Consider the following 14,071-nt stretch of genomic DNA (forward strand, 5'->3'; position numbering starts at 1 on the left):
TTATGAAGAAGAAAGTATTATTTATAGATAGAGACGGCACGTTGGTGATCGAACCTCCTGTAGATTACCAACTCGACTCATTGGAAAAACTGGAATTCTATCCGAAAGTATTCCGTAATTTGGGCTTTATCCGCAGTAAGCTCGATTTTGAATTTGTGATGGTCACTAACCAGGATGGATTGGGTACACCTTCTTTTCCGGAAGAAACATTCTGGCCTGCCCATAACTTGATGCTTAAAACATTGGAAGGGGAGGGGATTACTTTTGATGAGATTCTGATAGACCGTAGTTTTCCTGAAGATAATGCGCCCACCCGCAAACCGCGTACCGGAATGTTGACGAAGTATCTGGATAATCCGGAATACGATCTTGCCGGAAGTTTTGTAATAGGCGATCGTCCCACAGATGTGGAACTTGCCAAAAATATCGGTTGCCGGGCAATTTATTTGCAAGACTCGACCGAAGCTCTGAAAGAAAAAGGATTAGAAGAAGTCTGTGTTCTTGCAACTACTGATTGGGATCGGATAGCCGAATTCCTTTTTGCCGGAGAACGGAAAGCGGAAGTACGTCGTACTACAAAAGAAACAGATATTTATGTTGCTTTGAATCTTGATGGAAATGGAACTTGTGACATTTTTACCGGTCTTGGCTTTTTCGATCACATGCTTGAGCAGATTGGAAAACATTCTGGCATGGACTTAACCATCCGTGTTAAAGGAGATTTGGAAGTAGATGAACATCATACGATCGAAGACACTGCTATCGCACTGGGCGAATGTATCTATCAGGCTTTAGGTAGCAAACGAGGGATTGAACGTTATGGCTATGCCTTACCGATGGATGATTGTCTTTGTCAGGTTTGTCTGGACTTCGGTGGTCGTCCCTGGTTAGTTTGGGATGCTGAATTCAAGCGTGAGAAGATAGGAGAGATGCCGACGGAAATGTTCCTTCATTTCTTTAAGTCACTAAGTGACGCGGCAAAGATGAATTTGAACATCAAAGCGGAAGGACAGAATGAACATCATAAGATAGAAGGAATTTTTAAAGCCCTTGCCCGTGCTTTGAAAATGGCAATTAAAAGAGATATCTATCATTTTGAACTTCCATCTAGTAAGGGTGTGCTTTAATGTTTTTTAGAATCATATCCATATTGCTTATGCAAAAGCAAATCCCACTATGCTTATTGGCGATAGTCTTATCCGTCTCTCTTTTCGGTCAAAATCTGAAAGCGGATAAGATTATTCTGTCTGATAGTGATTTGACAAATTTGTATCAAATAGATTCGGGCGTATATCGTTCGGAGCAACCTTCAAAAGAGGGCTTTAAAGCTTTAGAAAAGTATGGTATTGGAGAAGTACTTAATCTACGAAACAGACATAGTGATGATGACGAAGCAAAAGGAACAAGTATAAAACTTCACCGGGTAAAAACTAAAGCACATTCGATTAGTGAAAAGCAATTGATACAGGCATTACGCATTATTAAAAATCGTAAAGCGCCTATTGTTTTCCATTGTCACCACGGCTCTGACCGTACAGGGGCTGTTTGTGCGTTTTATCGTATCATTTTTCAGAATGTTTCAAAAGAAGATGCAATCCATGAAATGACTGAAGGAGGCTATGGCTTTCATCGAATTTATAAGAATATTATTAGAAGAATCAAGGAAGCAAATGTGGAGCAAATAAGAAAAGAAGTAATGGAAGGTGGAGAGTTATAATATGCCATATCTTTACCATCGCTCTGTCACAGCTGTGCCACCGTATTGTCACAACCATGCCATCATGCTGGCACAGTTGTGCCAATGCGGTGGCACAAGCCTATTGATAGGACGTCCTTACAAGGCCTCTATTTCTTTAAGCCACATGGCTGAACTGGCATCGCTCGGCATTCTCCAATCTCCTCTCGGGCTGATAGAAATACTTCCTACTTTAGGACCGTCCGGCAAGCAAGAACGCTTGAACTGTTGATTAAAGAAACGACGGAAGAAGGTAGAAAGCCATTTCTTGATGGTTTTTTCATCATACATATCTTTGAATGCAATATTTGCCAGATAGAATATCTTGGAAGGCCGGAAACCGAAACGTAAGAAATAATATAGGAAGAAGTCATGTAGTTCATAAGGACCCACCAAATCTTCTGTTTTCTGTTTAATTTCTCCGTTTTCATCTGCCGGAATCAGTTCCGGACTGATGGGAGTATCTACAATATCGAGTAAAGTCGCTTTCGAATTTTCATCCATGCCATTTACTGCCACCCATTGTACCAAGTATTTTACGAGAGTTTTAGGGACACTCGCATTCACTCCATACATGGACATATGATCGCCATTATATGTTGCCCATCCTAGTGCAAGTTCTGATAAATCTCCTGTACCAATAACCATTCCCCAAGTCTGGTTCGCCACATCCATCAATATTTGTGTACGTTCGCGTGCTTGAGAATTTTCGTATGTGACATCGTGTACATTAATATTATGGTCTATATCCTTAAAATGTTGAATGCAAGCATCTTTGATACTGATTTCACGAATAGAGATACCCAGCGATTTCATTAGATCGATGGCATTATGATAAGTACGGTCGGTCGTTCCGAATCCTGGCATCGTAATGCCGAGAATATCCTTTCTGGACAATCCCAACTTATCAAAAGTCTTCACACATACAAGTAATGCCAATGTTGAATCCAACCCGCCAGAGATACCGATTACAGCAGTTTTAGCTCCTGTATGGACAAGCCTTTGTGCCAATCCCGCTACCTGTATGGAGAACACTTCTTCACAATGTTCATTTAGCTCTATTCCTTGCGGTACAAAAGGATGAGAATTAAACTTCCGGGTTAAGGTTAGCTCTTTGCTGTTGACAAATTCAGTCGCAATAGAAACCGCCTTTTTATCCCCTAAGTTTGCTTGATTAGCTGCAAAGGTTGTATTTATCCTGCGTTCTGCCCGGATACGTTCCACATCAATTTCGCTGATAATCAGCTGTTCTTTCATGCTGAAACGTTCGCTGTGTGCAAGCAGTGAACCGTTTTCATAAATGAACCCGTTACCGGCAAAAACTACATCGGTAGTAGATTCTCCAAAGCCACAAGACGAGAATACATATCCGGCAATACAACGTGCAGATTGTTGGCTGATGAGAGAACAAAGATAATTATTCTTTCCAATACCTTCATTATCAGCAGACATATTGAAAAGAATTTCTGCACCTTGCAGTGCTAATGAAGAACTCGGAGGTATAGTAGACCAAAGGTCCTCGCATATCTCGATGCCAAAAGTCGTATCTGAAGTCTCAAAAAGCAGATTAGAACCTATCGGAACGATTTGTCCACAGAGACGTACATTATTTGTTGTCAACTGAAGCGCCGAGGTAAACCAACGTTGTTCGTAGAATTCTTTATAATTCGGGAGATAGGTTTTAGCGGTAACTCCTAACACTTTTCCTTTTTGAATCACTGCAGCTGCATTAATCACTGTCGAGTTGACCACCACAGGCATGCCAACAATAGAAATAATGTCTAATTGGCGGGTGTTATTCAGGATTTGCATCAGTCCCATTTCTGCTTCTTCCAGTAAAAGTTGTTGTCCGAATAAGTCACCGCAAGTATATCCGGTAATACTCATTTCCGGAAAAATAATGATCTGCACTCCTTTTCCTTCGGCTACTGCAATCAGACTTTCTATCTTCTCTACATTGAATTTGCAGTCGGCCACTTTTACGTGTGGCACAGCTGCGGCTACTTTTACAAATCCGTAGTTCATCTTATACCTTATTTATATATAATGGGTGCAAAAATAGGAAATAGTTTTGAATAATTATCTTTTCTGTGTTGAATCCTCTCAATAAGCTATTTGGTATGAGTTACGATATTGTTGTTTAAACAATTAAAACAGCTATTAAAATGAACGTTAATATTTAATTATCCTTGAAATATACTATGGATTTACTTCTTTAATGGACTATATGTACTTAAATATGTAGCAAAAAGACATTAGTGGAAATATGGTATAAAATATGCGACATATAGTTTCATTTATTTAAATATAATATATATCTTTGTAGACAAAATAAAACGATATTGAAGTACACCTAAACAGAACAAGTGATATTAGTGTTTAATTTATAACTTAAGAGAGCAGATGGTCAAACCTTTAATTCACACAGCAACAACACGAAAAGTCTATTTGGATATTTGGCGCAATATTAAGAATTTGCCAAGTTAGTCTATTCCTATTCTATATTTATAGATAATAATAGCCTATCCCGGGTCGGTGCAGAATATGCTTAAAACCGATTTTTGGGGAAGGGGTGTATTGTTATTTCCTACGCAAAGATAAGCGTATTCCTCATTGTAGATAAATCTATAAAAATAAATCAATTTCATTAATTTTAATTCAAGTATCAAAGATGAGAAAATCAATTCTCTTGTTTGTACTCTTTACTCTGACAAGTATCCCCCTGTTGCTTTTTGCGCAGGGTGGATATCAGGTAACCGGACATATTATCTCGGCGGAAGATAATCAGCCGATGATTGGTGTGTCTGTTTTGGAGAAGGGTACGACGAACGGAGTAATTACCGATATGAATGGTAATTACAGTATCACAGTGACGAAGTCTCCTGCTACTTTGCAGTTCTCTTATGTCGGTATGAAAACGATAGATAAGCAGGTGACTGCTTCTACTCGTATAAATTTGACAATGGAAAACGATGCACAGATGGTGGAAGAAGTGGTAGTTGTCGCGTATGGTGTACGTAAGAAAGGAACAATCGCAGGTTCTGTATCTACGGTAAAAGCTGAAAAGATGGAAGATGTTCCTGCTCCGAGTTTCGACCAGGCACTGCAAGGACAGGCGCCAGGATTAATGGTGCTTTCTGATTCTGGTGAACCCAGTAAGGCAGCCACTTTTCGTATTCGCGGAACAAATTCAATTAATTCGGGAAAAGATCCTCTTTTTATATTGGATGGAGTAGCTATTTCAAGTTCGGATTTCAATACAATTAGTCCTAATGATATTGAAAGTATTTCAGTATTAAAAGATGCTTCTTCTACTTCTATTTATGGGGCACGTGCTTCCAATGGTGTGGTCGTTATTACATCCAAGCGCGGGCGTATGGGGGAAGCGGCTAAGGTTACTTTCCGTACACAGCTCGGATTTTCTCAACTAGCCTCAAAAGATTGGGATCAGATGAATACGGATGAACGCATTCAATTTGAGAAAGAAGTTGGACTGGATAAAGGACAAGATTATGAAAAGTTGAGTAAGACAAATATCAACTGGCTGGATAAAGTGTACAATGATACTGCCCCTTTGCAGAATTACGAGTTATCTGTAAACGGAGGCACGGAGAAATTGAATTATTATGTTTCAGGAAGTTATTACGATCAAGATGGCATTGCAGTAGGGTCTACATTCGAACGTGTCGGTTTTCGCGCCAATGTAGAGGCAAAAGCTAATAAATGGTTGAAGATAGGAACAAATTCAATGTTTGCCTATCAGGAAGTTGAACAGAGTGATGATGGAGAGTATGCGTTATGGGCTCCTATTTCCGCGTCTTTTTTTATGTTGCCTTACTGGAACCCTTATAAGGAAGATGGAAGTCTGGCACTTCAGGATGACGGGAGTTGGAAGGGAACGACAGAAAATCCGTTGGCATGGATGGCAAATAATCCGTTGTCGAATAAGAAATACAAACTTTTATCCACTTTTTATGCCGAGGTTACTCCGGTAAAGAATCTGACAATCCGTTCACAGCTAAGTGCTGATTATGGTCATACTACCTCTTTTTATCAAAGTTTCCCCAGTTACAAGCCAAATAATAATTATGGAGGTGCGCAGCGTAGCTCGTTTGATATGCTTAACCTGATGATTACAAATACGGCAAACTACCGTTTTATGTTGAATGATGTTCATTCATTCAATTTTATGGTTGGTCAGGAAGGTGAAAACTATCATTATGAAGGTTTCCAGTTAACTACTCGGGGACAGACAAATGATATTTTGACAAACTTAGCTTCAGGCTCAACTGCTTCATCATGGTCAGATCCTGTCACAGAATATTCTTTTCTCTCTTTCTTTGCCCGGGGCGAATACAATTATGATGACCGTTACTATGCTGATTTCTCGATTCGTGGGGATGGATCTTCACGTTTTGGTACCGATAACCATTGGGGAGCTTTCTGGTCAGTCGGTTTTATGTGGAACCTTCGTAAGGAGAAGTTCATGCAAAAATATGATTGGCTTACTAATGCGCAAATTGCGGTTAATACAGGTACATCCGGTAATTCTTCTATTAATAACTATGAGCATCTGGCTTTAGTTTCCGGTGGATATAAGTATGATAACGAATCAGGTATTGCAATTTCCCAGTTAGGAAATGAAGAATTGAGTTGGGAGTCTACATGGGCTACTAATGTGGCGTTGCATTTAGGTTTTATTGATCGTATCAATTTGGATGTGGAGTTTTATAATAAGAAAACGACCAATATGTTGATGGCGGTTCCTATTTCTTATACATCTACCGGTTTTGGGACCCGTTGGGATAATGTGGGAGCCATGCGGAATCGTGGTGTAGAAATTAATGTCGGCGCAGATGTACTCCGCATCAAAGACTTTAAATGGAATGTGAATGCCAATGTATCCTATAATAAAAATGAAATAACCGAGCTCTATAATGGGGTGACAGAATATGTAGCTTCCGATACCGGTAGAATGGTTGCGGTAGGTCATCCGTTAGGAGAATTTTATCTGAACCGTTATGCGGGAGTTAATCCGATTAATGGAGATGCTTTATGGTATACCAAAGACGGTGAAATTACTATGGAATATAATGAAAGCGACAAGGTGATGCTGGGCAAAACACATGAAGCTCCCTGGCAAGGTGGTTTTGGTACTACACTTTCCTGGAAGGGATTTTCACTTTCCGCACAGTTCACATGGGTGGCTGATCGCTGGATGCTTAATAACGACAGAGTCTTTCAGGAGAGTAACGGACTGTTCAGTGCCTATAACCAGTCAAAACGTATGCTTTACGACCGATGGAAAAAACCGGGAGATGTGACTGATATTCCCCGTTATGGAGTAACTCCCCAACTGGATTCACGATTCCTTGAAGATGCATCTTTCCTGCGTCTAAAGAATTTGATGCTCAGCTATACGTTCCCACAGAAATGGTTGAAGCGGACTAGCTTTTTGAATAGTGCCCGTATTTATGCGCAGGGACAGAATTTGTTGACATTTACAAATTTCACGGGTATGGATCCGGAGTCTACGTCCAATGTGTACAAGGCCCAATATCCGATGTCACGTCAGTTCACATTCGGACTGGAAGTTTCATTCTAAAATAAATCAGTGATGATAAGAAAAATAAAATTATATATAGCTTTGGTTGCGGTATTGCTTTCGGCATCTTCCTGTCTTGACAAATATCCGCAAGATGCTATTCCGCAAGATGATGCTATTAAGACAGTGAGCGATGTGCGTCAAGCTTTGATCGGTATTTATGCGCAGTTTAAAAACAGCAGCCTATATAGCGGTTACTTGACCTTGTTACCTGATATTCAGACAGATCAGGTTTACGCTGTTAAAGGATATACGAATGTCTATGGTGATGTATGGCGTAATGAGATATTAGCTATCAATAAACAGGTGGAATATGTGTATGGTGGTTTGTATGCCGTTATCGGACGTTGTAATTTCGTTCTTGATAACATGGCTGCCGTAGAAGCGGCTACTTCCGATGACGAACAACTGGATAAGTTGGATAACTACAAGGGACATATTTATTTTGCCCGTGCGCTGGCTTATTCGGAACTGCTGAAGTGTTTCTGTAAAGCTTATGACAGTGATGAAGAGGCTGCCAATGAACTGGGAGTTGTATTACAGTCCAGTTACGTTAATCCGGGACCTGTAAAACGTGCTTCTTTAAAAGATTCCTATCAGTTTGTTTTGGATGATTTGGCTAAAGCTGCTGAATATCTGGCTGCGGATGATGATGATACTGCGGTTATCTATAATTCTGCATATTTCACGGTTGGTACAGTCAATGCTTTGTATGCTCGTATGTACCTGTATATGCAGAAGTGGGAGAAGGCCGTTGAGTATGCCACTAAAGTGATAGATAGTAAGAAGTATGCATTAGCTGATGCTACAAAGAACAGTTATTCGGTTACTTACAATGATTTTGCGTATATGTGGCAGTATGATAATTCTACTGAAATCATCTGGAAAGTAATGTTTGAGGTAAATTCCTATGGAGGCGCATTGGGTACCGTATTCCTCAATTATGATTATACATCTTATAAACCGGATTATGTACCGGCTAAATGGGTATTGGATGCCTATGCTAATGCTGATTTACGCTACAATGCCTATTTTGGTTCGGTAACAACCGGCTTCTCCCATGCGTTAACCTGGCCGCTTTTGATCAAATATATGGGTAATCAGGATTTTATAAGCCAAAGAGTATTATGTGTTTCCATGCCGAAGCCGTTTCGGTTGGCAGAGCAATATTTAATTCGTGCAGAGGCTTATTGCCGGATGGGAACAGCTTATTATGGAAAAGCCGGAATTGATATTTCTACTTTACGTATGGCTCGTTATTCTTCCTACGGTGGTTCTACCACACTAACAGAAGAGAACTGGTTTAAGACTGTCAGTGAAGAACGTATGAAAGAACTCTTTATGGAAGGTTTCCGCCTTAATGACTTGAAACGTTGGCATGAGGGATTTGAACGTAAAGAACAAACCTCGACTGTCTCTCCGGGCAATACGCTGAAGTTAGAGAAAGACGATCCGCGTTTTGTATGGCCTATCCCGCAACATGAGTTGGATGCTCCAGGTGTGGATTTAATGCCTAATGAAAGCAATAAATAATGTATAAAGATAATATAGAGAAACAATGAAACTATTAATAACAGGGATCGTAGCACTGATAACGCTGGCTGTCGGATTCTGGGGATGTAATGATCTCTCCCGAACGACTTACAGCGGTTCCGACTACGTGATGTTCTCCGATACATTATCTATGTATCCGGTGCAGGACAGCGAGAAATGGTTTGAAATTCCGGTAGTAGCTACAAATATATGCGATTATGACCGTTCTTTTGGCGTAGAAGTAGACGATAAGGCTAGTAATGCAATTGAAAAAAAGCAATATGTGGTTGAATCAAATACGGTAACCATTAAAGCAGGGGAACGGGTAGCAAAGTTTCGGATGAAGGGTATTTATGAGAACATTGATAAAACGGATTCTTTGTCGGTTACGTTCAATTTGCTTGCCAAAGATGAAAATGTATGGGATTTGTACGGTACCCGTACTCGTGTTCAAATGCAAAAAGCATGTCCTTTCGAACTTAGTACATTTGAAGGCTATTGTCTATTGACTTCCTCTTTCTTTAGTGCATATATGACGAATACGGAACATCGGTTATTACAAGCGGAAAGAGACAAGACTGAAGATAATACTATAATATTACATGATTTCTTCTATAAGAATTATGATCTTAAAATTAAGTATGATCCTTCCGATCCGTTGAAACCATTTGTAGAGTTTGATGATCAAATTATAGGTAGTACGGCAGAAGCCTTCGGAACCATTTACGGTAATGGAAAGCTGATGTGTACTCAGCCTGTTGCGTACGATTCTTATTATAATGTATGCCAGAAATTTGTATTCTTATATAGCACTATTTATGTGGTGGGTAAAGGTACGGTAGGTACTTATGTGAATATTCTGGAGTGGATTAGTGATGAAGAAGCGGAGCAGTATAAAAAAGAGGAAGGACTCTAAACTATAATCGGAAATAAATATGAAAGATATAATAAAATATTATTTGCAATTGATTGTGTTGATGTTCTGTCTCTTCACGTCTGCTTGTAGTGATGATGATGAGACTGTAACACCTGTGTTTCCGGATTTGCAGAAAATAGAATGTGCAGTCGGAGATACCAAGACACTGACTTTTGAAGCTACTGATAACTGGATATTGATTTCGTCGTCGTTGTGGTGCTATTTTGAACAAGATGGTGAACAGACCTTCACTTGTTCAGGTGGTGTTGGCGAACAGACTGTCACCATTCATATTAGTGATGATGCTACGGAACTGATGAAATCCTATAAGGCGGAGTTGACAATGACGATGGCGGGAAGTCGGCAGGTAATAGCAGAAGTGACACGTCCGTCTACAGGTTATGAGTTGCATGCATTCGATGCTGAACAAACTATAGAATATACAGCGGAAAATCCTTATGTGCAAGATTATGGTGGTAAAGCATACTTTTGGGTTAGCTCAAACGCTGATTGGATTGTAGAAAGTTCGGAGAGCTTAGATTTAAGTAAAACGAATATTTCTGGAGAAGCAGGTAATAATGTGAAAATTACTCCGCTTTTGAAACAAGGTACTGAAAATCGTAAAACAGCTTGGACACAGGAACTTATTTTTAAGAATAGGAAAGGGGAAGTAATTTCAAAATTACCGGTTCATTACGATGGAATTCCTGCCGATAAAATAGAATTTAGCAATGATAATATTTATTCGAATAAGATTAAAGCTTCTGTAGATGGCGAATCATATACATTTAAGAATCAGTCTTATGAGGCTGAAGGAGTACCTTTAACAGTCATCGCCAGAAATGATGAGTATACTTATGTTTGTGTAGAATATACATCAACTATGGGACCAGAGACAGGTTGGAATGAAGAATGGAGTTTTAAGTTACTTACAGGCTTTAAAAATTGGTTGTGGATAGAGGATGATAGTGAAGGGAATTTGATGATCGCAGCAAAAAGTAATGATGGTGCTTCTCGTAGCGCATATTTGATGGTATTTCCAAATTTGGTATATGCTGAAGTCGAAAATGATTTTGAAAATAAAGTATTTTCGAAGGAAGGCATTGTAGGAGAATATAGTAATTATATTGGAGCACTTATAGAACAAGATGCATTTGTTGCTACTTCAGGACTTTCAATTATGGACTCATATACATTTAGACCGTTATATGATGGTGCTGGAAATGCAATACAGGCAGAACCCTATGCTGGCGAAATGACAGAGAATGAATTGATTGAAAAGTATGGTACTTCTAATGTTTATACAGTCTATTCGTTCACTTTAGGAATGTCTTATACTCAAATATTTGTTTTACCTAATGGATATACTGGATCTAACTTGCAAGCTACTACTATATTGAACGGAAAAAATACTGCATGGTCTGGAATTAGCTTAGAACCAGGACAGAATTCATCTGGACAAATGGGAATCAATATTTATGGTATGAATTCAGAAGCAAATGGAGATGAAATGTGTATAACGATTAAGAATGGAACAGAGCCATATGCTGTATTATTAATTGAGACACGCTATAGTGACTGATAGAGAAATATATTAATATGAAAACGAAGATATTATTTATAAGAATGTTTGTCCTTTCCTGTATGCTGTTTACTTTAGGGTTTACAGTAGGAAGTTGCTCTGACGACGACGATGCTGTACTTCAGGCAGGATATGGATATGCTCAGTTCAAACTCTATAAGAGCTGTTTGGCAGAAACGAAAGTGACGCGTGCTAGTACGAATGAACTGAACTATTTGCGTGATGCGCAAAAAATGAAGATTGTGCTCATCAACCAGGAAGACGGTACTGAAGTTGTGCAGACTGTAGGTCTTGAGGCAATGGGAGACGATAGTGAATTTGGTCTGCGAAGTGAAAAACTTCAGTTGATGGCAGGTACTTATCAGATTGTCGGGTTCTATCTATATAAGGCAGATGGGACTACACAGGATTTGAAACAAATTCTTTCCGGAGAACCGGATGAAAAGACGATTATTACTGTAATCAATGGCGGATTAGCTGTACAAGATATACATGTGAAAGTAGTTAAGCGGGGTATGGTGAAATTTACTGTGACCAAGAATTTTCTACCATCCACTCGTGCTGCATTAGGAGAGGATTATCTTTTCTCTGATATCAAGTATATTAATGTAACAGTGCAGGAGCAATTTACGAAAAAAGATACGACTTTTTCTAATGTTGCCGTAGAATATACAGAGAAACTGGATGGCAATGGAACGAAAATTTCCGTAGCCGTCAGTGATTCAATTTTTCGACTTTCTGCGGGTAAGTATAAAGTCAAGAATTATACGACTATAAAGAAGAATAAAGGTTCTTTGGAATATGGAGAGGTGAATGGGGCTGATTTTGAAGTTTCGGATAATGTGACTACAGAAGTTAAGATTCCGGTTAATTTCAGCAAAACTACTGGTAGTATCAAAGATTATCTTGTTTTGAAAGAAATTTGGGAAGCCTTGGGAGGTCCGGCAATACCTGAAAAGAACCAAAAAGGATGGCGTTATTCAGGTGTTACATATCCTTTAGGAACTAACTGGAACTTTGATAAGGATATTGATTTATGGGGCGATCAACCAGGTGTCGAATTGGATGCCAAAGGACGTGTCGTGGGACTTTCTATCGGAGCATTTGCTCCTGAAGGCGATATTCCCGAATCCTTAGGAGACTTGACGGAACTTAGAACTCTGTCATTAGGTAACCATTCCGATCAGGTAGGTGATAATATCATTGAGGAAACAATGGGACTTGAACTGACGGAAGCGCAGAAGAATTCTGTACGGAGCGATTTCTATAATAAGTTTGTAAAGAATGATATTGCATTGTACTTTTCTGAACCTATACAAGCTGCCTTGAAATGGCAGAAAGAGGGAATACCTACAACTTTCTCACCATCTGTTGTAAACGATAAGGCGAGTCGTCCTTCTTTAAAAGATGTACCGGCTAACCGATTGACCAATGGAATACATAAAATTCCAGTTACCATTGGAAATCTAAAGAACTTGCAATACTTATATATTGCCAACGGTAAATTTGAGGGATTTGAAGAAGGGACTGATCTTGGCAAATTGGAAAACTTGACAGACCTTGAAATTTACAATTGTCCGTCTATGAAGAAACTTCCGGAAGAGCTGCAACAATTACCCAACCTTCAATCATTCAATTTAGCGAGCAATCCGAATTTGGGAGATTTTCATGAGGATTTAGGTGAGTTTGTGGCTAGCGAAAATATAAGCAAAACGTTACAGATCTTCTATTTAACTTTCAATAACCTGACTGTTTTACCGGATATGTCGATGGTGAAAAAACTAGGTAAACTGGATTGTGCGTACAACAAAATTAAAACGATTGAGAAAGCATTTGGTAGAGATGTGAACTTGGTGCAATTATCAATGGACCATAATCTGATTGAAGAATTGCCACGTGATGAAAACGGTAGCTTCTGTGGATATGCCGATGTGGAGTCATTCTCTTTTGCTTATAATAAATTGAAAAAGTTCCCGAATATATTTAGCTCACAATCTGTATATGTTATGTCTTCGGTTAATTTTTCATTCAATGAGATAGATGGATTTGAAGGTGAAGAAGACGGCACATTCAAGGGCGTGAATGCCAATACGATTGCCATAGGCGGTAATAAACTGAAGAAATTCCCGACTATACTATTCAAAACCAATTCACAAGTGTCTGCTTTAGGATTGAATGGTAACGGTATAGAAGAGATTCCGAAGGGTACATTTAGTGCTTCAAAATATTCGTATATGATGAAAACGCTTGACTTGACTTATAATAAGCTGTCAAAGTTACCGGATGATTTTAATGGTAGAAATATGCCTTTCCTTTATGGAGTGGATGTAAGTAACAATCGTTTTACGGAAGTTCCTACCGGACCGATGGATGCAGCTACATTAACAGTGTATGCTGTCCGTAGTCAGCGCGATGAGAATGGTAACCGTTTGTTAAGAAAATGGCCGTCTAATATATCTTTATGTCCAAGTTTGCGACAGTTCTGCATAGGTGGAAATGATTTGCGAAAGATTACTGATACGATTTCATCGTATATTATAGTCTTTGAGATAAAGGATAATCCGAATATCTCTCTTAATCTTTCCAATGTCTGCAATATGATTAAGGCGGGAGCATATCTACTTATTTATGACCCGGAGCAGGATATTCGCGGATGTGATTATGTGAAATAAGAAACGGATAAATAATAAAAAAGAATCT

Annotated in this window: 8 protein-coding genes; 7 read left to right on the forward strand and 1 reads right to left on the reverse strand. The window is 39.1% G+C overall.

Annotated elements, in window-relative coordinates:
* Positions 1–2 precede the first annotated feature (2 nt).
* On the forward strand, positions 3–1,127 hold the full coding sequence (gene hisB, locus Bovatus_RS00470) for a bifunctional histidinol-phosphatase/imidazoleglycerol-phosphate dehydratase HisB (RefSeq protein WP_004296905.1): 1,125 nt from the start codon (positions 3–5) through the stop codon (positions 1,125–1,127).
* Between the two features lie 29 nt (positions 1,128–1,156).
* Positions 1,157–1,717 carry a dual specificity protein phosphatase family protein gene (locus Bovatus_RS00475; protein WP_032852123.1) on the forward strand — a complete coding sequence of 187 codons (561 nt, stop codon included), beginning with the start codon at positions 1,157–1,159 and terminating at the stop codon, positions 1,715–1,717.
* A 117-nt stretch (positions 1,718–1,834) separates the two neighbouring features.
* On the opposite strand, the gene Bovatus_RS00480 is transcribed toward Bovatus_RS00475, so the two are convergent.
* Positions 1,835–3,760 carry an NAD(+) synthase gene (locus Bovatus_RS00480; RefSeq protein WP_004296903.1) on the reverse strand — a complete coding sequence of 642 codons (1,926 nt, stop codon included), beginning with the start codon at positions 3,758–3,760 and terminating at the stop codon, positions 1,835–1,837.
* A 646-nt stretch (positions 3,761–4,406) separates the two neighbouring features.
* Here Bovatus_RS00480 and Bovatus_RS00485 point away from each other — a divergent pair.
* The 5 genes from Bovatus_RS00485 to Bovatus_RS00505 are packed head-to-tail and all read left to right on the forward strand — an operon-like array spanning position 4,407 to position 14,043.
* The gene (locus Bovatus_RS00485; RefSeq protein ID WP_004296901.1) at positions 4,407–7,340 is read left to right on the forward strand and encodes a SusC/RagA family TonB-linked outer membrane protein; all 2,934 of its coding nucleotides are present in this window, start codon (positions 4,407–4,409) and stop codon (positions 7,338–7,340) included.
* Between the two features lie 12 nt (positions 7,341–7,352).
* Positions 7,353–8,873, forward strand: coding sequence for a RagB/SusD family nutrient uptake outer membrane protein (locus Bovatus_RS00490; RefSeq protein ID WP_004296900.1), 1,521 nt, complete (start codon positions 7,353–7,355; stop codon positions 8,871–8,873).
* Positions 8,874–8,898: 25 nt separating this feature from the next.
* On the forward strand, positions 8,899–9,789 hold the full coding sequence (locus Bovatus_RS00495; RefSeq protein ID WP_004296899.1) for a DUF4984 domain-containing protein: 891 nt from the start codon (positions 8,899–8,901) through the stop codon (positions 9,787–9,789).
* 19 nt (positions 9,790–9,808) lie between these two features.
* Positions 9,809–11,371 carry a DUF5003 domain-containing protein gene (locus tag Bovatus_RS00500; protein ID WP_004296898.1) on the forward strand — a complete coding sequence of 521 codons (1,563 nt, stop codon included), beginning with the start codon at positions 9,809–9,811 and terminating at the stop codon, positions 11,369–11,371.
* Between the two features lie 17 nt (positions 11,372–11,388).
* Entirely contained in the window at positions 11,389–14,043 is a 2,655-nt protein-coding gene (locus Bovatus_RS00505; protein ID WP_004296897.1) for a DUF4458 domain-containing protein, read from the forward strand.
* The last annotated feature ends 28 nt before the right edge of the window (positions 14,044–14,071 follow it).

It is taken from the genome of Bacteroides ovatus (assembly GCF_001314995.1).
Lineage (GTDB): Bacteria > Bacteroidota > Bacteroidia > Bacteroidales > Bacteroidaceae > Bacteroides > Bacteroides ovatus.